Origin of the sequence: Cupriavidus sp. P-10 (genome assembly GCF_003402535.2) — a bacterium.
Classification (GTDB): Bacteria; Pseudomonadota; Gammaproteobacteria; order Burkholderiales; family Burkholderiaceae; genus Cupriavidus.
In genome coordinates, this window is sequence record NZ_AP025173.1 from 364,609 (window position 1) to 388,535 (window position 23,927).

Genomic DNA, 23,927 nt, shown 5'->3' on the forward strand with positions numbered 1-23,927 from the left:
CCAACAGGCGCGCTATGATCACCCCCTATCATCTCACCGGCGTTGCAACCGGCCCGCCACACATGGGGATGCGCCATTTGTCGAACGACGCCCGCACTCCCCACCAGCCAAGGCACACCATCATGGATCTCGAACTCCGCAATCAACGGGTGCTCATCACCGGCGGCAGCCGCGGCATCGGCCTCGCTTGCGCGGTCGGCTTTCTGCGTGAGGGCGCGCGCGTGGCCATCGTTTCGCGCAGCGCAGAAAACTTGGCGAAGGCCTGCGCCAAGCTGGCCGAAGGCCAGGGCGAATTTGCCAAGGACGTGGTCGCGGTATCCGCCGATCTGACCCATATCGCCGAGGCCGCACGCGCGGTGGAAGAAGCGGTGGCAGGACTTGGCGGCATCGACATTCTGGTGACCTCGGCCGGCGCGGCCAAGCGCCGGCCGCCGGACGAGCTGACCCCACAACTGTGGCAGGAAGCCATGACCGCCAAGTACTTCAGCTACATCAATGTGATTGACCCGGTGGTCAAGCGCATGGCGCAGCAAGGGCGCGGCGCCATCGTCAACATCGTGGGCATGGGTGGCAAGATGGCCAACCCCGCCCACCTGGCGGGTGGCGCAGCTAACGCTGCATTGATGCTGGCCAGCGCCGGACTGGCCAATGCCTACGGCAAGCAGGGTGTGCGCGTCAACGCGGTCAATCCGTCGGCTACGCATACCGAGCGCTTGCAGCAGGGCATGGAAGTGGATGCGCGCATCGGCGGCATGACAGTGGAGCAGGCGCTGGCGCGCGCCAACGCGCGCACCGGCCTGGGCCGCCTGGCCACGCCGGAAGAGGTGGCGGACGCTGTGCTGTTCCTCGCCTCGCCACGGGCCAGCTATATTTCGGGCTCCATCCTGTCGATCGATGGCGCTACCACGCCGATGGTAGTCTGAGGTTGCCAGCCTATCGCGTAGGGGCGCATGGCCGCGCAGCGCGTGCGGGGGCGCGCGCCGGGATGGGAACCGCAAGCCGCGGTGCTGGCCAGCGCCTCAGCGCACTGGCTGCGCGCGACAACTTTGGGCACAGCCGACGACGAGCGGCTACTTGCACAGCGAAGAGGATGCGCGGCATGAAGCTACTCAGGAGCGGCATCGGATCGGCTGGGGCAGCAAGAAATAGCAGCCTGCGCCGAACCTTCACCATCGTGAAATTTCGGCGCCATCCCATTGATACAAGCTTCCGTTCAAGTTTTTGGTCGCATCAAGGCGATTAATTGCATTTTATAAGAGCTGCTTACGGAACATGAGGGGTAAGCGTCCAGTTCTTCCGCCTTGAATCGATCCACGGGATCCTGCATCGTCCCCACGATGGAGGATCGTGGGGACGATGGATCGAGTGTCGACAACTATCGAGCGGCCGCGCCGCAGAGAGTACAGCGCCGAGTTCAAGGCGACGGTACTGGAGCAAGCTCGCCAGCCTGGGGCATCGGTAGCCGGCGTGGCGCTCAGCCATGGGCTGCACCCGAACATGGTGCACAGATGGGTCAGAGAGGAACGTGAACGCCAGATGCGGGCAACGCAGCGCGAGGGCCGTGCGTTTATTCCACTGCATGTTCAGCCTTTGACACCAACCATGCAGCCGGCCTAGGCGGTCCCATGCGAGACGCCAGCTCCGGTAGCTCCCGACGCCATCCGCATCGAGATCCAGCGCCCAGGCGGCACGCTGGTTGTGCACTGGCCTCTGTCAGCGGCACAGCAATGTGCCCAACTGCTTCGGGACTGGCTGCGATGATCCGCATCGACGCGCTGTGGTTGGCCGTCGAGCCCATCGACATGCGTGCCGGCACCGAGCGGCTGCTGGCGCGCGTGGTACAGGTCTTCGGCGCAGCCCAGTCTCATCACGCCTACCTGTTTGCGAACGCCCGCCACACCCGCGTCAAGCTATTGATACATGACGGCTTTGGCGTGTGGTGCGCCGCTCGCCGCCTCAACCAGGGACGATTTGTCTGGCCTGCGGTACAGGCCGGCGCCACCGGCGCACAACTGACGCAGGCGCAGTTCGACGCCCTGGTCCTCGGCCTGCCTTGGCAGCGCCTGGAGGACCTGCGCGCCATTACGCGGATATGAGGATGATCACGGCGCGTTGACAGCATAAATCCGGATGGTGGTAGTGCCCGGTGGCTGGCACGATGGCTCCATGCTGAACCTGCGCCAACTACAAGATCAAGGCCTTCAGGACCTCGCGCCCGAGGACGTGCTGGCATTGGCGCAGCAGATGCTCGCACACATTCAGCAGCAGGAACGCGAGATCAAGCTCAAGGACGTCAAGATCGAGAAGATCACCTTCGAGCTGGCGCGACTCAAGGCCTGGAAGTTCGGGGCCAAGACCGAGGCGATGAGCGCTGAGCAGCGCCGGCTGTTCGAGGAGTCCCTGGCCGAGGACGAGGCCAGTCTGCAAGCGCAGTTACAGCAGGCCAAGGGCGAGCCCTCTGTTGAAGACAACACCAGGTCCACGCGCAAGCCCCGTCGCCAGCCACTGCCGGCCCACCTGCGCCGAGTCGAGCATCACCACGAACCCGAGGATACTCACTGCCCAACACCGGGCTGTGGACGGACCATGGTACGCGTGGGTGAGGACGTCAGCGAGAAGCTGGATATCGTGCCGGCGGAGTTCTTCGTGCACCGCCACATCTATGGCAAGTGGGCCTGCCGCTGCTGCCAACGCCTGGTGCAGGAACCCGTCGAACCCCAGATCATCGACGGTGGGCTGCCTGCAGCCGGGCTGGTGGCGCACACGCTGATCAGCCGCTTCGTCGACCATCGGCCTTACTACCGGCAGGAGACGATCAACGCCCGTTCGGGCGTACACACGCCGCGCTCAACACTGGCTGCCTGGTCCGGGCGTGCTGGTGCGGCGCTTGAACCGCTCTATGAAGCGCACAAGCGCTTCGTACTTGCAGCAAGGGGGCTGCACGCCGACGAGACGCCGGTGGCATTGCTCGACCCGGGAGCCGGCAAGACCAAGCGAGCGTACGTCTGGGCCTACTCGCGCGGCGCCTTCGATCCACTGCCTGGCGTGATCTACGACTTCTGTATTGGCCGAGGCGCGCAGTACCCGATTGCCTTCCTGGGAGGTGCTAGCGAAGACCGCAACGAGCGATGTTGGCAAGGTACCTTGGTGCGCGACGAATACGCTGCCTATGACAGCGTGTTGCAAGCCAGCCCCGGTCGCGTAGCGGCGGGATGTCTTGCTCATGCCCGACGTCGGTACGACGAACTGCTGCGGAACCAGGGCAACAGCACGGTCGCCCCAGAGGCGCTGCGTCGCATCGCGCAGATCTACCGTCTTGAGCGCGAGCTCGCCACGCTGAGCAGCGAGCAACGTCAGGCCAGGAGGCACAGCGACGCCAAGCCGCTGTGGGAGCAACTGCATGCCTGGCTGCAACTGGAGCGGTCACGTGTGCCTGAGGGCAGCATCACAGCCAAGGCGCTCGACTACAGCCTCAAGAACTGGCCGACGCTGACGCACCACCTCCTCGATGGAGAGGTCAGTGTGGACAACAACAGCCTAGAAAATCTGATCCGCCCCTGGGCCCTAGGAAGGCGCTCGTGGTTGTTCGCTGGCAGCGAACTGGCCGGTCAGCGCGCCGCGGTCGTGATGAGCCTGGTGCAATCAGCCAGGCTGCAAGGGCACGATCCATGGGCCTACATCACCGATGTGCTGACCCGCCTGCCCACCCATCTGAACAGCCGCATCGACGAGCTGCTTCCCCACAACTGGCGTCCCGCACGCTGAGCGCGTCTGCTCAATCACGCGACAAGTGCGGATCTGACCCAATAGGACTGGGGTCATAGAGTCGCTTTTACAGCAGGTACTCCAGCGCCCGGATGCCGGCGCCCGCTTGTCATTGCGATTCGTCTCGATTTGCCTCGACCAGCCCACGCGTGTAAGGACCGCCGGGCAGCCGTCAAAAAAGCGCTGTGCAGACACGGCATCGAAAGACTCCAGAAGAGACCGAACACTACGGTCCTGGACGCGACCTCCGTAGTCTCTACTGGGGCCAGGCCCCAACACCTTGACTGCTCTCGGGAGAGCTAGCGTTCTCTTCGCTGCGTCGGACCCGTCGCGATGAAAGGATGCTTAGAAAGCGGTGAAGCCCGTCAATGCGGATATCTCGCGCGTTGTCCGCAAGACCGGTATCAGGACAGGTGGAGGTTGATCGGTGCGAGTTTAACTTGATAGGACTGGGTGAACGATGACCTCATGTCCACGCGTCGCGGGCGCTCAAAGTGAGCGCTCATCTCATGGAAGAGCGCGCATCATGTTTGTTGAGGAAGCACAACAGCGCTAGGCCGGTCAATGCCGCTGCTGCTTCGATTCCAAGCAACATTCGAACGAGATCATTTGGCCAACCGTCAGCGGAAATGCTGACCAGCCGCCCGAGCACCAGGCCGCTGGTGAACACGACGTTGATCCACATCGCGGGCTTTCGCCACGCCTTCGAGAGTAGACCCAGGGCCAGCAACAGACTGATACCGAGATGCATGCCACCGTAGTTGGCACGGATCTCATTGAAGGCATTCACCGAATGGGGTTGCATATCGAGGCCCGCCATTGCCGTAACGGGGTCGTGAAACGTATGCAAGCCAATTAGCAGGAAAGCCAGTGCCGAAACGGCCAGGTATATTTGAGAGAGGCGATGCATGAGTTGGCTCTCAGGTAGCGGATGTTGACGGAGTGGGTGTCGACTCACTGCCGGTCGGCTCGTTCCTGTCCACCGTCCATGTGTGGATGGGTTCATGACCACGGCGCACCCATTCCGGCGGCCGCCACAGGTGTTGCAGTCGCTGCCACACGGGCCCCGGTGACATCACGTCACGCCACATGTCGACAAACTCGTGGAGATTCAGCACCAGGATATTGTAGGACTTAATCTGTTGGGTGATGCCGTATTGCACCGTCTCCCGTTCTTCTTCGAAAGTGCCAAACATGCGATCGAAAATGATCAACATGCCACCGTAGTTCTTGTCGATATATTGGTCGTTTCGGCCATGATGGGCACGGTGATGGGACGGTGTATTGAAGATGTACTCAATCCAGCCAGGAAGGCGGCGGATCAGTTCGGTATGAATGAAATACTGATAGGACAGATTCACGGCCAGGATGAGTGCGACTGCGGCCGGCGGCACACCGAGGAGCACGGGAGGAAGGAAAAAGATGAAACTCCCAGCGACCACATTGAGCATCGATTGTCGTGCCGCCGTAGTGAAGTTCATGCTCTCGCCGGTATGATGAACGACGTGCGCCGCCCAAAACCAGCGGATTCGATGGCTGGCGCGATGAAACCAGTAGTAGCAGAACTCGACCGACAGAATGATTGGGAGAATGGTCCAACCGTCCACCGGGATATCAAACAAACGTTTTGAATATACCCACGCATAGATGGATCCTGTCACAAGAGCCACTCCCAGGGGCTCCATGATCTGGTAAGTGGTGCCCAATGCGATGTTCGCCCACACCTCCTTCCAGTTCAGTGTCGATTCGGCTCTACGCCTTCGATTGATCAGGGTCTCGAGACTGAATGCAATGATGAAGAGAGGAACCATGCTGAGCATGAACGCCTGCTTCCAATCCACGGACTTCCCAAATATGGAATGCAGCCAGTTCATCATATCGGACGGCAATTTAGACTCCTGTTCGCTTGGCTTGCCGACAGTTTGATCAAACTGGTGACCCTCCGCATTGACAGTCCTCGACACTTTCTTGACACTTCGCGACATTGTTCATTGTCATCCCATGTCCGCGCCCACCGCTTACTACGCCAGCACCTACGTGAACCTGCTTTTCGACTACTTGCAGGACCAAGGGCTGGATGCCGTGCATGTGCTGGGGGAATCCAGCCCTAATTGCCAGGAAGTGCGACTCTACGCGCTCGATCACTGGCGGCGTTTGCTTGAGCGTGCCGCCGAGGTTTGCAATGATCCGCTCCTCGGATTGCACGTTGGCCAGCGCATTGCGCCTGCGCATCTCGGCGTGCTTGGATACGCACTTGGGGCTTGCCCTGACGTCGGGGCTGTCTTGCAACGCTGGCAACAGTACGACCGTGTGGTTGCAAACGTAACGCCGGCGGAGCTAAGAACCGAAGGTAAGTCCGTCGTGATGACGTGGCCCCGTTCGACGGAACCAACGGGGCCGCTCGTTGACGAAACGGCCTTGGCTGCGATGACCCGTTTCACGCGAGCCATGACAGATGGTGATGTGAGGCTGGAGGAGGTGTGCTTTGTTAACGCAACACCTCAAGACACCACCCCTTATCTTGCATACTTCGGCTGCCCGGTGAAGTTCGACCAACCGGAGACGAGTCTGCGCTTCCCCGCCGACCTTTTGCAGGCGCCTCTGCGTCAACCTGATGAAGCGCTACTGCGAATCATGGAGCTTCAGGTACAGGCTGTGTTGGGTGCCATGCCGAAGATGGATGACATGGAACATGCCATCAGGCAAGCGGTAGCCGGGCTCGCGCGTCAAGGCGAAGTGAGCCTTGAAACAGTGGCTTCCTCCATGCACATGACCCCCCGCACGTTGCAGCGGCGACTCGACAAACTGGGTCTGAAATTTCGCGAGCTACGTGACGACACGAGACGCCGGATTGCAGAGAATTACCTAAAAGATCCACGGCTTTCGCTCGCTGAGGTGGCCTGGATACTTGGGTACTCGGAGCACAGTGCATTTACTCGCGCATTCCGGAGATGGACATCGCAGAGCCCGCAAGCCTGGCGCCGCGAAATGGATGCGTGATCCGCTACGGGCAACAACGCAGTCGCCCATGTGATTGCAGCGCTGAAGGTTTTAGGCTGGCCTCCTGGGCCCAAGTCCCAAGCTCTCGCACCGGGTTGCATGGCCTTCCATCGCCGCTACGGCGGAGTAAGCGACCCGCCCTGGCCCGTCGCCTCACGTGGCGGAGAAGCTGTTGAGCTTCTACCCGACTCATCTTTGAGACGACGGGAAAGCAGGTACTTCCATGCCGTCTACTTACTGCGAATCACCTCGGTGATTGGCTCGAAATAGCAACCATATTTGACATCGCCTACCGTGTCACTCATTTGCATCTCCGCTGTGTTGACGCGAGCCTGGATCCCATCTGTGACGACCTGCGGGTCAGCGGCTTCGCAGTTATAGAGTGCCAGGTACTGCCACGGATGAGGCCCCGCTTTTCGCTGCTGCTCCGTGCGACTGAAGCGCTGTGCACTCACCACGCCCGGTACACGCAACACGTCTGGAAGGTGCTGCTCGGTATACCAGCGATTGAACTCTTCTTCACGCCCCGGAACCGCGTTCGTGAGTACCAAATAGGTGAACTTGACCATTCTTATCTCCTTAAGGTTATTGAAGTACAGGGAATGTCCAGCGGCCGATGCCCTGTGACGCGCCCGTGATGGGTATGTGTTGACTGGCGAGTCCCTTGTTCACGTGGTCCTCTTTGCTGGAACCCGCGCTTTGGCATTCCGGCGGTTTCGGCGCTTGAGAGAAAGGGTGTGGCCCAACGCTTCCATCAAACGACGCAAGCCCGTAGACGTTCCCGTTCGATGCTGGGAAATCTATGCTGCAACCTTTCGTCCCCGTGTAAGGGGACAACCGGGAAGAAGGCGACGGAGCAAGCTCCAATCGCCAGTGAACAGAGTTCTCCGAAAACTTCAACGAGCGGATGTGCGTGAATTTCGTATCAAGTCTGCGGCCTTCTCTGCCATGGCCATAATGGGAAGGTTCGTGTTCCCACTGATGATCGTGGGCATCACAGATCCATCAATTACTCTCAAATTCTCAACCCCGCGAACTTTCAACTCCTCATCAACAACAGCGTTGTCGTCGACTCCCATGCGACACGTGCCAACCGGGTGATAGATGGTTTCCGCATGCGAGCGTATCCATGCCTTACGGGCTGCACCGGTGGAGAAAGCATCGATGTCGAGCCTTCGTTTGATGTACTTCCGGAGCGCCGGCTGGTCGACAATCTCGCACGTGCGTTCCACGCCGCGCACCAAACTCTCCAGGTCAGACTCGTCTGAGAGGAAGCGAGGGTCGATTCGGGGAGAAGCGGACGGATCTGAGGAACGCAGTCGCAGCACGCCTCTACTTTTTGGACGCAGCTGGCATACGCGGACTGCAAATCCGTGGGGAACTTTTTCGTTCGGCGGTGGATTACGCATCGCAATGATCAGATGGGCCTGCCACTCAGGCAGATCCGGATTTCCGCCGGAGCTGTAGAATGCTCCTGCCTCAACGCCTTGAGAGGAAGCCGGCCCGCCTCCTGAAAGAAGATAGCGAGCTCCTGCCATTCCGCCTCTTACCAGGCCGATATAGGGCGTAAGCGTATTGGGCTGCGACGCTTCTAAGCGAATCGCGCAATCAAGATGGTCCTGAAGGTTCTCACCGACGCCTTGCAGATCGACCACGGGAGCGATACCAATCGACTGCAGATGTTTGGCCGGTCCGATCCCCGACAGCATCAGGAGTTGCGGTGAGGCAATGGCTCCTGCTGTCAGAATCACTTCCCGGTCCGCGCGAAGCTCCACCTCCTCCCATCCATCCTCAATCACTACGCCTTGCGCTCGCTTTCCAGCAAGGAGAATCCTGCGGACTTTACAGTTCGCCATTAATGTCAGATTGGATCGGTTACCTGCTCGATCCAGGTAACGATAAGCGCCGGATCGCTTTCCCTCGGCAATCGTAAGCTCGTAGAATCCTGCGCCTACCTGCGACGCGCCATTGAATCCGTTGTTCTCGGGCATACCGGCAGATACTGCGCTCTCTATGAACGAAGTCGATATGGCGTTTTGCTGCGTGCCGTATGACAGGCGAATCGGACCCGCGTACCCGCGATCGTCATTCCTCGCCTTCGTTACCAGTGATGCATCCTCAATCTTTCGAAAATAAGGACGAAGGGATTCATAGTCCCAGCCCGACAGGCCCTGAGATGCCCAGTTGTCGTAATCGGATCGGTTCCCCCGGATAGCAATCATGGAATTGATCGAGGATGAACCGCCCACCACCTTGCCCCGGGGTATATAAATATTCCGATTGTCCAGCTGTGTCTGGGGCTCCGTCCAATAGCGCCAGTTGAATTTTTGACTCTTATAGAGAACCCGGATCCCTGCCGGCATCTGAACAAAGATGGATGACGCGGGAGCGCCCGCCTCTATCAGCAGTACCTTGACGCTGGGATCTTCACTCAGCCGAGAAGCGAGAACACACCCTGCCGAGCCGGCGCCGATAACAATGTAGTCGTATGTAGCGGTTTTCATAATCAGGAGATCACTCAACGCGAGCCGATGCCTTGAGCGCCATGCGCACGCGGCGAATGTGCTCGTCCGACTGTCCGAGCTCGTCAATCGGTACTCGTGACGTTTCAGGAGACGCCAAGATGGCAAAAATAGACAACACCGCGCCTCCCATCATGAAATAGGCGGGTGATGAAGGGTTTCCGGTCAGCTTCGTCAGAGAAGCGCTGATTAAAGGAGCGGTGCCGCCAAATAGCACCATGGCCATGTTGTAGCCTATCGACATGGCGCTGTAGCGTGTGCGTGTCGGAAACAGCTCCGTCATCATGCAGAACGGCGCGCTGCCATACATCCCTATCAGTACACCGACGCTAGCCATCGTGGCAATTACCACCTCTGGTGTCGAGCCCACGACGATCCGGAACAAAGGAAGCGCAACGACGAGGTATGCCAATGCCGCCGTAAAGGCGACGGGTCGTCGACCCACGCGGTCGGATAGCGCTGCAGCGAATGGGATCACAATCACTGAACCCAGAAAGGCCAGGCCGGACGCCGCTAGAGCTTGCCCGCTACTCAACCGACCAGTTGACACGAGATATGACGGGAGATACGCCAGGATCAAGTAGTAAGGGATGCCGTGTGAGATCGCTACGCCAAGACATTTGACAATGCTTCGCCAGTCGTCACGAAGGGCCTCCCGCAATGGTGCTTGTGCCGCGCCCTCGCGTTCCAAGTGCAACCGGAATGCCGGTGTTTCCTCGATGCGCAGCCGCAGCCAGAACGCACCCAACCCAATCGGGCCAGCGATCAGGAAGGGCAATCGCCAGGCCCATGCCTCAACTGCCGTCTGACCAAAAATGCTGGTGATCGCCAGAACAAGACCGGATCCGCTCAACGCACCAATTCCAGCCGACATACCAAAGAACCCGATCACAACGCCACGCCGGCGTGTCGGGGCGTACTCGGCAAGGAATGCGAGTGCTCCACCTGCTTCGCCTCCCGCGGAAAATCCCTGAATCATGCGTAGGGCTACCAGCAGCAAAGGAGCGGCGATGCCAATCGCCTCGTATCCCGGTAGGACACCGACCAACACCGTCGAAACGCTGATCAAACCAACGACAATCGCGAGCGTATCGCGCCGTCCAAGCCGGTCTCCCAGCGATCCAAAAAACAGAGCGCCGAGTGGTCGGGTAACGAATGCGACGGAGAATGCCGCGAAAGCCGCTATCAGGCTAACGATCGGGTCGCTGCTTGGGAAGAACACCTTCGCCAGGGTGGCGGATAGATAGCCATACAACGAGTAGTCAAACCACTCCAGCATGTTTCCCACGGCGGCACCGGAGATCGGCTTGAGAACATCCCGGACCCGCTGGGGGGTGGGGGTCGAACCTCTTCGGGGATGATGTTGCATTGATTTTGTCTCCACTTCTATAAGCAATGTTTGAAAAACCGAAACGCGCTTACTCTTATTTGTCGTAAATATTAGGTAGCCTACCTATTACAATCAAATAGGCGTTTACCCTCCCATCAACGAAGTCAGGTGGCTGATTTTGAGCCGCAAATGGCACTTTTACACTTTATCTTGACAGACCATCGTGGCGACCTATGCTCCATGTAATCGATTGCATCGTGGAATGGGCTATGCGCCGATGCGAACGAGTGTTGAAAGACCTGCTTTTTTCTTGCGGTGGCCCCCCTAACTAAAGTCGATCACCCCGGAGGTAGCTATGTCACTGATGGCAGCGGTACGCGAGGCGTTCAATCAATGGGAGCGCTTTCGATTCATGTCGATGTTCGAGTACCTCAGTGCCGAGTTAGGGGAGAGCTGGAGCCTATTTATTTGATTTGTAGGCTGCCAAAGCGAGGTCGCTTCGGCTTTCTCGCTTGCCTTCTTGCACCGGCTTCACTGTCCCCCCGCGCCTCTTTAACAACGCGTCGTGAGGCTGCCCCCTTGGTCAGCGAGTGGTGGCGATCGCACACTTCTAACCCCACGTCCATGCGGGTGTTTTTTCACGCCTATGCATAGGTAAGAACCGAAGCCCTGCGATCCCGACCTCACGGAAGGTCCCGGCGTCAAAGGTGGCCTCCAGCAGGTCCCAAGCGGGCCTCCGGCCGCGCCTCACTCGGTACCGACCTCTGTCGTCAGCCAGCCCGGCCGGACCGCATATCTACCCTGGGACGAGCTATAACAACCAGAAGGCAAACAGTCCTCGCGCATACCCAGTGGGTCACCGGCGGCATATCTTGACCACTGAAATCGGCGGTCGCCCGCCTTCAGGCCAACTGGGCTCCCCCAGTCTAGCCACGCCCTCCTCTCCCACCCCTGGTCCCGCTCGAGATTTGTGACGCGAGGTCAATCCTCTGCACCGATTAGGGTAAACCCCTTTTGCACATAGTAGGTAGGCTACCTAATATGTACTCACAATTTCCCATCGGAGACATATTCATGACCGCCCCCCAAACCCCCACGCAGTCGACTGGCTGCCCGTTTCACGCGGCCTCACCTGCGCAGTCCACGTGTCCGATGCACGCTGGCGGGGACAGCGGCATCCCCGACTTTCCGCCCGAACGGGTCGATCCTTTGTCGCCGCCGCCGGTGTACTTCCAGATGCAGCAAGGAAGCGGCTTGGGGCAAGCTAGGCTCTGGGACGGAAAGATCGCCTGGCTGATTACGCGCTATGACGACGTCCGCTCGGTCCTGTCTGACCCTCGCTTTAGTTCTGACATTACGAATCCCGGCTATCCCACTGTCAGTGCTGCAATGAAAGTTGCCCGGGGTAGTAACCGGACCTTCATCACCATGGATGCACCCAAGCATGCAGAGCATCGGCGCATGCTGACAGGTGAATTCTCGATCCGCAAAATCGAGGCCCTTCGCCCGCGGATTCAGGCGATCGTAGACAAGCTGCTGGACGACTTCGCAACAAAGCCTCAACCCTCCGACCTGGTTAGCGCCTTTACGTTGGCTACGCCGGCATTGGCGATCTCAGAGTTGCTTGGCGTTCCGTACGAAGACCATGACTTCTTTCAGGAACTGGCGATGGTCCTGACGTCGAGTAGTGCGACGCTTGAGGAGGCCATCGCCGCAAATCATGAGTTGTGCGAGGTGTACCTGAAGGGCCTGGTGGCGAAGAGATCGGAGAACCCCGGGGAAGATATCCTCAGCCGCCTCATCGTCAATCACGTACGAAAGGGCGATATCACCGAAACGGACGTTGTTTCCCTTGCAAGGCTCTTGCTGATTGCCGGCCACGAGACCACGGCGAATACGACCGCAATGGGAGTGCTTTTCCTCCTGCAACGACCGGATATCTGGAATGAGCTTCGACAAGACACAAGCCTCGTTCCAAATGCGGTGGAAGAAATTCTGCGCTATCTGGATGTCACACATTCAGGAAAGCGTCGTGTCGCGACCGAGGACATTGTCGTGAACGGACAAATGATCCAGGCGGGCGACCCCGTTGTAGTGCTGAGTGTCTCGGCCAATCGCGACAGCTCGAAATTTGAAGATCCGAATGTGTTCGACCTTCGCCGAGATTCAAGGACGCAGGTCTCGTTCGGATACGGCCCGCATCAGTGCATCGGTCAACCCCTCGCACGGCTCGAAATGCAGATCATGTTCACCGCCTTGCTGGAGCGGTTTCCGAACCTCGAGCTTGCTGTTCCCGTGGAAAGCCTTGAGTTCAAGGGCGATTCACTCATGTATGGCGTCAAGGAACTCCCTGTTCGCTGGTAATCCCGACTTAAATGAGAAGCATCATGAAAATCACAATCTACCCCGAAAAGTGCTGCGGTTCTGGTCAATGTGTCGTCAACGCGCCGGATCTGTTCGACCAAAAGGACAATGGCATCGTCATTCTCTTGAACGCAGAGCCGTCGGCTGACCAATTCGAATCAGCACGCCTGGCGGCTGGCATCTGCCCAGCGCTCGCCATCGAGATTCACGAGGATCAGTGATGAACTCCCCCGAGCACATCGTCGTTGCCGGCGCCTCGGCCGCCGGCATCACGGCAGCACGAGCGCTGCGCGCACAGGGCTGGGGAGGGCGGCTCACGCTGATTGGAAAGGAAGGCGGCATGCCCTATGACCGCCCTCCTCTTTCAAAGCGGCTGATGGCAGGAGAATGTCCGGTAGAGGCGCTCAACCTTGTGTCCGAAGACGGCATGAAGGCGCTGAACCTGCACTACCTGGACGGGACATCGGCCACCGGCCTCGATACGGACGCCAGTTCACTGCAACTCAGCAACGGCTCCACACTTCAATATGATCGCTTGCTGATCGCCACGGGCGCGGACGCTCGAGTGATTCCCAACCTCAGCCAGGCGGCGAACTGCTACAGCCTGCGCAACTTAAACGACGCGCTGGCGATTCGGGAACATCTGACTGCCGGAAAGCGGGTACTAGTAGTCGGCGCGGGCTTCATCGGCACAGAGTTAGCGGCGATTGCAAAGACCAGCGGCTGTGAGGTGACCGTCATCGACAAGTCGAAAGTTCCTCTCGGGGCGCGAGTCGGGGATATCGTTGGGAAGCGGATCGAAAAACTCCATGAAGCCAACGGCGTGGTTTTCCACAACGACTGCGAACTCAGGGAGGTGAAATGGCGTGACCGCACCATTACCGAAGTCCGCTTGGACACTGGGGTTGTGATTGCTTGCGACGTAATTGTTGTGGCTATCGGCGCAGTTCCCAGCGTGCAGTGGTGCAGCGGATTAAACATCCGCAGCGGCGTAGTCTGCAATGAATACTGTGAAGCAGCCCCGAACGTATATGCCGCCGGCGATGCTGCAGAGTGGTTTCACAAAGGCTACGGCGAGCACATGCGTATTGAACACCGGACGAATGCAAGCGAACAGGCGATGGCCGCGGCAAAGAACATGCTCGGCTCTCGCGTTGAATACGCTCCGCTGCCGTTCTTCTGGTCGGATCAGTACCAGGTCCAAATCCACAGCTACGGACGCATCGGCCCTCAATACACCGTTGAAGTTGTCGAAGGGGATCAACTGAAAGACGACTCCTGCATCTTTCGCTACTACCAGGGAGACGTTTTGATGGGCGTTCTTAGTTGGAACGCCAGTAGAAAAGCGCGTGAGCACATCAAGCCGTTGAAGGAGGAGTGGACGAAGAGCCACGCTCCAGCTGCGGTAGCAGGTTAAGGCTGTATTTCATAATAAAAGAGGAGACAACATGACAAAACCCGCTTCGGCTATCCGCAGAGCAGTCCTACTCTGCTCCCTGGCCCTGCCCTCCATCCTGTACGCCCAGCAATCTGGCCCGTTGCCGGTCCGGCTCTTTGTTGGCTACGGACCGGGCGGTGGCACCGACGTAGTTGCACGCGCAGTTGGCGAAGAGCTGGCAAAAATCTGGAATCGGCCCGTAATCGTCGAAAATCGGCCAGGCGCAAACGGGGCGATCGCCAGCAAGGCTGTCGCGCGAGCTGAACCGGACGGTTCGATCCTTCTGGTCATGCCCCCGTCCACGTTGATCATCGACGCAAACTTGCGCCCCACTGTTGCTGTCGATCCCACCAAGGAACTCACCCTTGTGAGCGGGCTAGCCGCAACCCCACTCGTTGTGGTGACCCCGGCTTCCGCGCCATACAACAACCTCGCTGACCTCATTAAGGCAGCTCGTGCGGCCAACGGGAAGTTCACGTACGGATGGGCCAACTTGGGCATGCGTGTCGGTATGGAGGAGTTCGCGCAAAAGACCGGGGTAAAGATGACCCCAGTCGGCTACAAGAGTGCTGGGCAAAGTGTCCCCGCTATCGTTTCAGGCGAGATCGATATGCTCATGATCGATATGGCACCGATCGCGCAACTCGTTAAGGCTGGAAAAGTGAAGGCCTTTGCCGTGTCGACGCCAGAACGCTCGCCTATGCTGCCAAACGTCCCTACATTCAAGGAAGCGGGGATTGACGTCCAGCTTACGGGAACCATCGCCCTGTATGCGCCTGCCAAGATGCCCCAGAACGCAATCAAAAAAATGCAGAGCGATGTCGCTACGATTTTGAAGAACGGCGAGCTTCGCACGCGGATGCAAGGCACTGGAATGGAAGTCATTACGCAGTCCCCGGAGGATTTCGAGGGCTACCTTAAGCAGCGCAAGAAGAGCATTGATGCAGTAATTAAGGTCGGTGATTTTAAGCTCGAATAGATCGACCTCCGTCACAAGCACAGAATTTCGTAGCTAACCTCTTAGTCATTGGAGTACACGCTGTGTATCCAGAATTATCCCTTTACATCAATGGCGAATTTCTCGGCATTGAAGGCCGGCGACACCAGGACGTAGTCAACCCTGCGACGGAGGAGGTCGTTGGGCGACTGCCGCTCGCCACCCGCGAGGACCTCGACACCGCCGTCGAGGCGGCTCATCGAGCTTTCCTGACGTGGCGCGACTCATCGCCTTTGGAACGCAGTGCAATCTTGCGTAAAGTTGCGGAGCTCGCCCGTCAAAGGGCGCCGGAAATCGGCCGCAACATGACCATTGACCAGGGGAAGCCTCTGCACGAAGCCGTGGGCGAAGTAACGGTTTGTGCAGAGCATGCGGACTGGCATGCAGAAGAGGCTCGGCGGATCTACGGCCGCGTGATCCCCAGCCGCAACCCTAACGTCCGCCAGCTCGTGCTACGTCAGCCGGTCGGAGTCTGCGCAGCCTTCACCCCTTGGAATTTTCCCTTCAATCAGGCGATCCGGAAAATCTCTGCCGCGCTTGGCGCAGGCTGTACGATCATTCTGAAGGGACCAGAAGAGACGCCGAGTGCCGTGCTGGCGATCGCTCAACTGTTCCATGATGCGGGCCTTCCTCCTGGTTGCTTAAACATTGTATTTGGCGTCCCGGCGGAGGTGTCAGCACACCTCATTGCATCTCCGCTGGTCCAGAAGATCTCCTTTACGGGGTCCACTGCTGTTGGCAAACAACTAGCAGCTCTCGCAGGATTCCATATGAAGCGAATCACTATGGAGCTTGGTGGTCACTCCCCTGCAATCGTCTTCGACGATGCGGATGTCGATACCGCCGCCGAGATGCTTGCAAACTACAAGCTGCGAAACGCTGGTCAGGTATGCGTCTCGCCCTCCCGCTTCTTCGTCCAGCGCGGGGCTTACGATAGGTTCCTCAGGCGTTTTACGGACGTCATTGGCGCAGTGCGGGTCGGCAACGGTATAGACAGCTCGACACAGATGGGACCGCTCGCAAACCAACGCCGTGTTGCTGCAATGGAAGGGTTGATTGCCGACTCCAAAGCGCGCGGCGGAAAGGTTGTCGTGGGAGGGACCAGGTGCAGCGACACAGGACATTTCTTCGCGCCCAGCGTCGTTATAGACATTTCAGACGACTCCATGCTCATGACTTGCGAGCCATTCGGCCCTGTCGCCCCGGTTGTAGCATTCGACGATCTGGATGAGGTGCTGGCACGGGCGAACAAACTGACTTACGGCCTGTCGTCTTACGTGTTTACCGAGTCAGCGAAGACAGCGCATGCTGTCTCTACCCGCCTTGAGGCCGGCATGGTCAACATCAACCACTTTGGAAGCGCTCTCGCCGAAACACCGTTTGGAGGCATTAAAGATAGCGGTATCGGGAGTGAGGGTGGGACCGAGACGTTCGACGGCTATCTCGTCACGAAATTTGTAACTCAAGTGTAGATCGGGGGCCGCAAAGGGCGATACGTCGCCCTTTCCCCCGAAGCTACGTTCCCAGTCAGGTTTTGGCGCCTAAGTGAGTGTTAGGCGCCTTTTTTATTAGCGTATAGGTCGCGGCAGTGCGGCCCATATTGGGCGATGCGGTTGCTCTCGGCGACTCTGACAACTCCCTGCATGGCTCCGCAGTTGCAGCGCAAGCGCGGCCGGCTAGCGATAAGCCTTCTCGAATCGTGTCGTCTTCCAGGAAGATTTCGTTGGTATTACTCGTGGTCCAGCCACGGTTCTCTTTTGAACATCTTATCGATGATGGGGAACATCGCGATCACCGTCTGCAACTCCTCGGGCGTCAATCCCTCCATGCGCTTGCCCAGTGCCGCCGTCCGCTGTGCGGCCAATTTGCCGGCCACAGCCCGGCCTTCATCAGTAATCTGAATCATGTTGTTGTACGAGCCGACGGGTGCGGAGCGCGCGATTAACTCGGCGTCGACCATCCGCCCGACAATCTGCGTCATCGTAGGCAATCTGACGCCTTCATTCCTGGCCAGATCGCTAACTCGCATCGGCCCTCTTACGAGCAATGCACTAAGAACAGCGCTCTGCGCGGGGGGCACGTGCGCCGCTCTCATTTCCCGCCGCAGCGCTACAACGATCCGCATCAAGCGGGGTCTAAGTTCGTCCGCAAGCATTTCAACCGTAGGTTCTGTCATGTCTACAAAAAGGGGGCAATCACTGAGCAGATGATATAACGATTCAGTGAAGAATGATCGCGCGAAGTACCTGGAGGCACCGAGTCGATATGGTCCGACTGGTGAGGGTAGCGACCACGCAGACAGCGGCGGCGCGTGAAGGGGTTCTGTGCCTGTGGCCGGGTAGCAACTCAAGGCCGGGCCTTGTCGCGTTCGTTCGCGATGGCCGGAGCACCAATCTTGATGGAGAGGGATGACGAGACGAGGCGCTGGCTGGCGCTCTCGTCTCAAGGCGTCGACGCTTGATCCGCCGACGCGCGGAGCTTGCTAACTCAGCTTGACCAGGTCCTTCTTGTACGTCTTCGCCTTGTTAATGTAGTCGTCAGCGTTCTTCTCGATCGCAGCTTTGACTTCCTCCGTTAGTTCACGTACCTGCTTTGCAGGTGTGCCCATGACCAAGCTTCCTGCCGGGAAGTTCTTGCGCTCGCCGATCAAGGATCCGGCCCCCACGAGGCATTGTTGTCCGAGTTCGGATCCATTCAGGATCACAGCCTGAATGCCGACCAGACTACGTGCTCCGACCTTGCAACCGTGAAGCATCGCCTGGTGTCCAATGGAGACCATCTCGCCTACCTCGACGGGAAAGCCAGGATCGGTGTGCAACACAGCCCCCTCCTGGACGTTCACGCCTCGCCTAATCGTGATCTTTTCATTGTCGCCGCGGATCACAGCGCCGGGCCAGATGGACACGTCTTCGGCGATTTCCACGTCGCCGATGATTACCGCATGCTCGGATACATACGAGCTCGGATGAATTGTCGGTTCTTTCTCTCCAATTCGATAGATCGCCACAAAATGCTCCTCTTATCTTGATGTGACTAACTTTTCGCCGACCGCGTTACTTGCAGGAGGCGAAACACTACTGCATGGGCCGCTCTCGCAGCCCGTGCCGACTTCGACGCCGTTTCTTGCCCTGCCGCTAGATAAATACTTGTTCCTCTGGTTGGACTGCCGGCTCGATTGCATCATCCAGTACCTCGATCCAGTGCTTTACTGGCGTGGGCGTTCCACTTTGCAAATGCTGGATGCAACCGATGTTCGCGGACACGATGCAGTCAGGTTGCTTCTCGCTCAGATGCTCGATCTTGCGGTCTCTGAGCTGGAGTGAAATTTCGGGCTGCAGAACGGAGTAGGTGCCGGCTGAGCCGCAACAAAGGTGACTCTCCACGCTGGCACGATGAACGGAAAAGCCCAACTGTCCCAGATGCTCCTCCACCACTCCCCGCAGCTTCTGGCCGTGTTGCAGCGTGCACGGCGGATGGAACGCCAAGGCCGGCTTGTCGCACGCTTTGACTTTGCCGCGCAGTCTTGGCAGAAGTTCAGGAAGCAATTCGCTCAGGTCGCGGGTCAACTCGCTAACCCGAGCTGCCTTCTCGGCGTACTCCGCGTCATGCTTTAGCAAGTCGGCGTAGTCCTTCACGGTCGCGCCGCAGCCGGACGCGTTCATGACAATTGCCTCGACTTCACCGCTGGAAATCGCCGGCCACCAGGCGTCGATGTTTCTGCGCATATCATCGAGGCCGCCCTTGTGATCTCCGGTGTGCAGCCGGATCGCGCCACAGCAACCGGCTCGAGGAACACTTACAACCTGAAAGTCGGCTGCATCGAGTACCCGCGCGGTCGCAGAATTGATGTTCGGCATCATCGCCGGCTGCACACAACCTTCGAGCATGAGCACTTTCCTGGCGTGGCGGCGCGTTGGGCGCTGACCCGCAGGTCTGCTCGGCGTAAGCTTGTTGGCGAGCTTGGAAGGAAGTAGCGGCCGAACCATTCGGCCAATCTTCATGGCCGGCAAGAACAATGGCGAAGTTAGCCCCTCACGCAGCAGCCAACGCACCGCGCGGTCTTTTGGCGGACGAGGAATTCGCTCATCGACTAGCTTCCGCCCAATGTGAACTAGCTTGCCGTACTCGACACCGCTGGGACAGGTGCTTTCACAGTTCCGGCACGTCAAGCAGCGGTCTAGATTCTGTTGGGTGCTTGCTGTGACCTCTTCCCCCTCAAGCAACTGCTTCATCAAGTAGATGCGTCCCCGGGGTCCGTTACGTTCATCGCCCAGAAGCAGGTAAGTCGGACACGTTGCCGTACAAAAGCCGCAATGCACGCACTTGCGCAGAATCTCTTCGGCCTCCGCCCCTTCTGGAGTGTTGGCAAACTCATGACTTAGTTTTGTCTGCATATGGAGCCCCTTACAGGCCGGGGTAGAGCCGACCAACATTGAAGATGCCATCGGGATCAAACGCTTGCTTGAGATTGCGATGAATCTCGAAGAGCGCATCGCTCGGTGGCGTGAACACGCCGCTCCTATGATGCGGATCCCTGAACAGCGTGGCGTGACCACCAAGCGATGACGCCATTTCCCGAACGTCCTCGATGGGATCGTCGGTGTATAGCCATCTCAATGCACCACCCCATTCAATAAGCTGATTCGCGGCCAAGAAGGGTTGGGAGACTGCCGGAACGGAAACACGCCAGAGAGGCGCGTCGCTCTGTGAAAAGAAGTCGTGGCGGTGGTCGCGGACGGCATCCCACCAGGACAACGCTTCGTCTGGTTCCAGCTCAGTCCCGCCCAAACGCTTTCTGGCTTCCGTGACAGCAGAGGCTGCACCACTCAGTCGGAGGAACAGCTTTCCGTCGTGCCAGGCACTCGCATTGACTGGCAATGCTTGCCGAGTCAGCCCGTTTAAGAGAGACAACGCCCCTGCTTCGTCGCGTTCGATGACCAGGGTGATCCTCGATGAATGAATGGGCAGAACCTTCAGCGAGACCTCACAGATAACACCGAGTATTCCCATTGAGCCGGCCAGGAGACGCGAAACGTCATAACCGGCAACGTTCTTCATCACTTGCCCGCCGAATGTCAGAAGCTCGCCTTTGCCGTTAATCATGGTCGCGCCGAGAACGAAGTCCCGAATGGACCCTACCCCGACGCGTGCTGGCCCGCTCAGACCTGCCGCGACCGCTCCTCCGACAGTACTTCCTTTAGCAAAGCGTGGCGGCTCAAAGGCAAGGTACTGATTGTGCTCGGCCAGCACGGCCTCAAGTTCTTCTAGCGGTGTGCCTGCACGAGCGGTGACAACCAGCTCAGACGGTTCATAGCTGCAAATTCCGCTGAGGCGCCGGACATCACACGGTTCACCCGACGGCTCTTCACCGTAGAAGCATTTCGTACCGCCGCCAACGATGTTGAGAGAGGTCTTCGTTTTTCTTGCATGCAGGACTGTCTCAATCAGATGAGACACTTCCGTGGGGATCGTCGTCATTCTAGAACCTCGGGATTTCTGGATGCGGCAGCATCCCACGCCGAACAGTCATGCGACCATATTCGGCACATCGATGCAGCGTCGGAATTACCTTCCCAGGATTCAAGAGCGATTGCGGATCGAATGCACGTTTCAGCGCAAACATTTGTTCTCGCTCTGCGCCTGAGAACTGAACGCACATTGAGTTCAGCTTCTCCACGCCCACACCGTGCTCTCCGGTCACCGTCCCGCCAAGCGTGACGCTTGTTTCCAGAATCTCTGCGCCGAATTGCTCCGCCTGGTGCAGTTCTTCGGGATTGTTGGCGTCGAAAAGGATCAGCGGATGTAGATTCCCGTCGCCGGCGTGGAACACGTTCACGCAGCGAAGCCCATAGCGCACCTCCATCTCGCTGATTGCTCGAAGGATCGCAGCGAGACTCTTGCGAGGAATCGTGGAATCCATGCACAGGTAATCCGGGCTCATGCGCCCCGTCGCGGGAAATGCATTCTTTCGCCCGCTCCAGAAACGAAGACGCTGCGCCTCGTCCTGACTTGCTTCAAGACGAGTGGCCCCGCTGGCGGTGAGGACGGCATTCATCTTCACAATCTCGTCCTCGACCTCCAACGCCGTCCCATCACTCTCGCACAATAGGATTGCGGCCGCGTCCAGGTCATAGCCAGCATGCACGAAGTCCTCTACGGCGGCGGTCATCGGCTTGTCCATCAGTTCCAGGCCGGCTGGGATGATGCCGGCCGCGATGACGTTGGCTACGGCGTCACCAGCGGCTTCGACGGTGTCGAAGCTTGCAACGATGCATCGCGCAAGTTCTGGCTTAGGAATTAACTTGACGGTGACTTCCAATGTCACTGCGAGCATCCCTTCACTGCCTACAACGACGCCGAGCAAATCGAGCCCAGGGACATCAAGGGCTTCCGATCCAAACTCTATCGCCTCGCCCTGAATGGTGTATCCCCGTACTTTCATTACGTTCTGCAACGTGAGTCCGTACTTGAGGCAATGGACGCCTCCGGAATTCTCGGCCACGTTTCCACCGATCGTGCAGGCAATCTGGCTGGACGGATCGGGGGCGTAGTACAGCCCATACGTAGCGGCTGCCTCACTGATTGCGGCGTTGCGTACACCGCATTGGACCACTGCGGTACAACTCACAGGATCTACCCTGACGATCCGGTTAAAACGAGCGAGCGAAAGGAGCACGCCCATCTCATGTGGGAGCGCACCGCCTGACAATCCCGTGCCTGCGCCCCGAGCCACGACGGGCGCACCGAGCGTCTTGCACGTTCGCAGAATGGCAACAACCTGCTCTTCTGTTTCGGGAAGCACCACGACGAGCGGCTGCGCCCGATAGGCCGTAAGGCCATCGCATTCAAATGGCTGGGTGTCCTCGCGCTGCGACAGGATAAGGTCCCTAGGCAGCACGCCTTCTAGCGCGGAAACCACTTCCGCACGCCGGGCTTCCCTCCGCTCAGCGTCAGTAGGATGTGCCAACCAGCCGTCACGCGTCGCATTCATGACTTTGCCCTCCTGGTGCGATGAAGCTGCGTCGTGCTGTGCCGGTCTATTGGATAATCAGTGCGGAGCGACGGCGCGACCGTAGCGAGCCGGCGAACCGCGCAATCAGCCTGGACGGATGCTGCAGCTCCAAGGCGGAGCGTTGCTTCCGGGCGCTGAGGCTCAAACGTTGAGCGATGAATGCGATGCATTGTGTGGGGAGGTTCTAATACACTTCTGTCAAAGGCGTCGACGAGACGCCATGACTTGACTGTAGACAATCACGCGATATAGCAGGTTGAGAGTTATTTGCGGTTGAGTTGCAGAAAACTTGATTGCCGTGTTTGGGCCGCTCAACTTAGCGAGTCGGTGAGCCACTCCATAAAGGCGGCGCACTCCCATCTCTCCAGGGCCCCAGGTTCCCAGCATAAGTAGTGCGCCATCTGTGAAGGCACGGATCGATCCGATATGCGGATGAGTCGCCCCCCCTCTAGCCATGACTGCGCCATACGGGTCCTCACTAGTGCCACGCCGAACCCGCACGCGGCTGCGTCATAGAGAAGCCCTAGATCGTTGAATTGAGCGCCCACATGCGGCTCCGTTCTCGTCAATCCACATGCGGAGAACCATGTCGTCCAAGGCTCAAGCGGGCTACGTATCAGACGCGCCTGGTCGATTTCACCCGCCATTTCGAAGCCTTCGAAGGGGCCGAACTCGTTGAGATAGGTAGGGCTGCAAGCCGGCGCCACCTCCTCCGAGAGAACGACGCGATGATCGACGTCCGCATATCCGCCCGCGCCGTACCGGATTTCCAAATCGGATGGCTCGGCTGTGACGTCCAGGAATGGGATGGAGACCTGCAAGATAAGGTCGATGTCCGGATACTTGTTGCGGAACAGTTCCAGTTTGGGCATCAGGAACTGCCTGGAGAAAGTTGGGGTCACCGCGACCCGCAGTCGCGTGGAAGAGGCTTTTCCATTTTTGACCGGCATCTGCTGTAGCGCAGCGAGGCCGCTTCGGACATTCGCCAGGTACGCTGCACCATGTGCAGAAAGCGTGAAGTCACTCCGCCCGAAGAGTTCAACACCGAGGTGAGATTCAAGCTGGCGGATTCGATGACTCACGGCGCTGGTTGTTACACACAACTCGTCGGCGGCACGTGTGGCGCTCCGAAGCCTTGCAACCGTCTCGAAGGTGACAAGACATTGAATGGGCGGGATGTGTTGCAGGGCCATATCTTCTCTCCGTTTGGTGGGCTACCCAGGGCGGATATGCCGCATGTCATCGCTTGAGGCCTAGGGAGCGGCCACACTTCTTGCTGCTCTGTCGCTCGAGCACCATGCCAACGCTGCAACGAGCAAGCGCCCCCAGATTGCTTGCTCAGGATCGACTCACTGGGTCCTCAGGCAAGGACGTACCTGACGCCCTGCAAGGGAAGACCACCAAGTAAGTCGCTCTCCAACCCACAGTGACCTCGCCGCGGGAAGGTCTCTTAGCGATCCGACCTCTTCGTCGACTCCTGCTCCAACCCATGGCCGCGA

General features: G+C 58.6%; 21 protein-coding genes and 1 pseudogene. 11 read left to right on the forward strand and 11 right to left on the reverse strand.

The annotated features are described in order from the left end of the window. Window positions 1–122: 122 nt before the first annotated feature. The 5 genes and pseudogenes from CTP10_RS39225 (at window position 123) to tnpC (ending at window position 3,765) form a co-directional block, all read left to right on the forward strand. Window positions 123–923 (forward strand): SDR family oxidoreductase, encoded by an 801-nt coding sequence (locus tag CTP10_RS39225; RefSeq protein ID WP_058698243.1) that lies wholly within the window; start codon window positions 123–125, stop codon window positions 921–923. A gap of 27 nt (window positions 924–950) precedes the next feature. Then, a pseudogene (locus CTP10_RS39230) lies at window positions 951–1,149 on the forward strand (tyrosine-type recombinase/integrase); the annotation flags it as partial. 207 nt (window positions 1,150–1,356) lie between these two features. Continuing rightward, window positions 1,357–1,617, forward strand: coding sequence for an IS66-like element accessory protein TnpA (gene tnpA / locus CTP10_RS39235; protein WP_233528040.1), 261 nt, complete (start codon window positions 1,357–1,359; stop codon window positions 1,615–1,617). A gap of 140 nt (window positions 1,618–1,757) precedes the next feature. Beyond that, window positions 1,758–2,096, forward strand: a complete 339-nt coding sequence (gene tnpB, locus CTP10_RS39240) for an IS66 family insertion sequence element accessory protein TnpB (RefSeq protein WP_058698242.1) — start codon at window positions 1,758–1,760, stop codon at window positions 2,094–2,096. Between the two features lie 70 nt (window positions 2,097–2,166). Then, the gene (tnpC, locus tag CTP10_RS39245; protein WP_058698262.1) at window positions 2,167–3,765 is read left to right on the forward strand and encodes an IS66 family transposase; all 1,599 of its coding nucleotides are present in this window, start codon (window positions 2,167–2,169) and stop codon (window positions 3,763–3,765) included. 502 nt (window positions 3,766–4,267) lie between these two features. Here tnpC and CTP10_RS39250 read toward each other — a convergent pair. Both CTP10_RS39250 and CTP10_RS39255 read right to left on the reverse strand, forming a co-directional pair. After that, the gene (locus tag CTP10_RS39250; RefSeq protein WP_058698241.1) at window positions 4,268–4,675 is read right to left on the reverse strand and encodes a DUF4345 domain-containing protein; all 408 of its coding nucleotides are present in this window, start codon (window positions 4,673–4,675) and stop codon (window positions 4,268–4,270) included. A 10-nt stretch (window positions 4,676–4,685) separates the two neighbouring features. Continuing rightward, the gene (locus CTP10_RS39255) at window positions 4,686–5,642 is read right to left on the reverse strand and encodes a sterol desaturase family protein (RefSeq protein WP_334223343.1); all 957 of its coding nucleotides are present in this window, start codon (window positions 5,640–5,642) and stop codon (window positions 4,686–4,688) included. 91 nt (window positions 5,643–5,733) lie between these two features. On the opposite strand from CTP10_RS39255, the gene CTP10_RS39260 reads away from it, so the two are divergent. Continuing rightward, complete coding sequence (locus CTP10_RS39260; RefSeq protein ID WP_271816295.1) at window positions 5,734–6,765, forward strand: AraC family transcriptional regulator; 1,032 nt, start codon at window positions 5,734–5,736, stop codon at window positions 6,763–6,765. Window positions 6,766–6,995: 230 nt separating this feature from the next. Here the strand turns inward: CTP10_RS39260 and CTP10_RS39265 are convergent, their stop codons facing one another. From CTP10_RS39265 to CTP10_RS39275, 3 genes are all read right to left on the reverse strand, one after another. Next, entirely contained in the window at window positions 6,996–7,334 is a 339-nt protein-coding gene (locus tag CTP10_RS39265; RefSeq protein WP_052495067.1) for a DUF4286 family protein, read from the reverse strand. Window positions 7,335–7,661: 327 nt separating this feature from the next. Further along, window positions 7,662–9,269 carry a GMC family oxidoreductase gene (locus CTP10_RS39270; RefSeq protein ID WP_058698260.1) on the reverse strand — a complete coding sequence of 536 codons (1,608 nt, stop codon included), beginning with the start codon at window positions 9,267–9,269 and terminating at the stop codon, window positions 7,662–7,664. Window positions 9,270–9,279: 10 nt separating this feature from the next. Further along, window positions 9,280–10,656, reverse strand: a complete 1,377-nt coding sequence (locus tag CTP10_RS39275; protein ID WP_070940839.1) for an MFS transporter — start codon at window positions 10,654–10,656, stop codon at window positions 9,280–9,282. 1,035 nt (window positions 10,657–11,691) lie between these two features. Between CTP10_RS39275 and CTP10_RS39280 the strand changes: the two genes are divergently transcribed. From CTP10_RS39280 to CTP10_RS39300, 5 genes are all read left to right on the forward strand, one after another. After that, entirely contained in the window at window positions 11,692–12,981 is a 1,290-nt protein-coding gene (locus CTP10_RS39280; protein ID WP_196765234.1) for a cytochrome P450, read from the forward strand. Window positions 12,982–13,004: 23 nt separating this feature from the next. Then, window positions 13,005–13,202 carry a ferredoxin gene (locus tag CTP10_RS39285; protein WP_043355325.1) on the forward strand — a complete coding sequence of 66 codons (198 nt, stop codon included), beginning with the start codon at window positions 13,005–13,007 and terminating at the stop codon, window positions 13,200–13,202. After that, window positions 13,202–14,398, forward strand: a complete 1,197-nt coding sequence (locus CTP10_RS39290; RefSeq protein ID WP_058698238.1) for an NAD(P)/FAD-dependent oxidoreductase — start codon at window positions 13,202–13,204, stop codon at window positions 14,396–14,398. The genes CTP10_RS39285 and CTP10_RS39290 overlap by 1 nt, the downstream gene beginning before the upstream one ends. Window positions 14,399–14,429: 31 nt before the next feature. After that, the gene (locus CTP10_RS39295) at window positions 14,430–15,398 is read left to right on the forward strand and encodes a Bug family tripartite tricarboxylate transporter substrate binding protein (RefSeq protein ID WP_043355327.1); all 969 of its coding nucleotides are present in this window, start codon (window positions 14,430–14,432) and stop codon (window positions 15,396–15,398) included. A gap of 62 nt (window positions 15,399–15,460) precedes the next feature. Continuing rightward, entirely contained in the window at window positions 15,461–16,888 is a 1,428-nt protein-coding gene (locus CTP10_RS39300; RefSeq protein ID WP_058698237.1) for an NAD-dependent succinate-semialdehyde dehydrogenase, read from the forward strand. 257 nt (window positions 16,889–17,145) lie between these two features. On the opposite strand, the gene CTP10_RS39305 is transcribed toward CTP10_RS39300, so the two are convergent. The 6 genes from CTP10_RS39305 to CTP10_RS39330 form a co-directional block, all read right to left on the reverse strand. Then, entirely contained in the window at window positions 17,146–17,592 is a 447-nt protein-coding gene (locus CTP10_RS39305) for a MarR family winged helix-turn-helix transcriptional regulator (RefSeq protein WP_081050314.1), read from the reverse strand. Between the two features lie 306 nt (window positions 17,593–17,898). Next, the gene (locus CTP10_RS39310; protein WP_058698235.1) at window positions 17,899–18,423 is read right to left on the reverse strand and encodes a gamma carbonic anhydrase family protein; all 525 of its coding nucleotides are present in this window, start codon (window positions 18,421–18,423) and stop codon (window positions 17,899–17,901) included. Between the two features lie 127 nt (window positions 18,424–18,550). Further along, the gene (gene glcF / locus CTP10_RS39315; RefSeq protein ID WP_043358198.1) at window positions 18,551–19,810 is read right to left on the reverse strand and encodes a glycolate oxidase subunit GlcF; all 1,260 of its coding nucleotides are present in this window, start codon (window positions 19,808–19,810) and stop codon (window positions 18,551–18,553) included. 10 nt (window positions 19,811–19,820) lie between these two features. Then, entirely contained in the window at window positions 19,821–20,894 is a 1,074-nt protein-coding gene (glcE, locus tag CTP10_RS39320; RefSeq protein ID WP_058698234.1) for a glycolate oxidase subunit GlcE, read from the reverse strand. Window position 20,895: 1 nt separating this feature from the next. After that, window positions 20,896–22,407, reverse strand: coding sequence for an FAD-linked oxidase C-terminal domain-containing protein (locus CTP10_RS39325; RefSeq protein ID WP_043355338.1), 1,512 nt, complete (start codon window positions 22,405–22,407; stop codon window positions 20,896–20,898). Window positions 22,408–22,739: 332 nt separating this feature from the next. Further along, window positions 22,740–23,621 carry a LysR substrate-binding domain-containing protein gene (locus CTP10_RS39330; protein WP_058698233.1) on the reverse strand — a complete coding sequence of 294 codons (882 nt, stop codon included), beginning with the start codon at window positions 23,619–23,621 and terminating at the stop codon, window positions 22,740–22,742. Window positions 23,622–23,927: the final 306 nt, after the last annotated feature.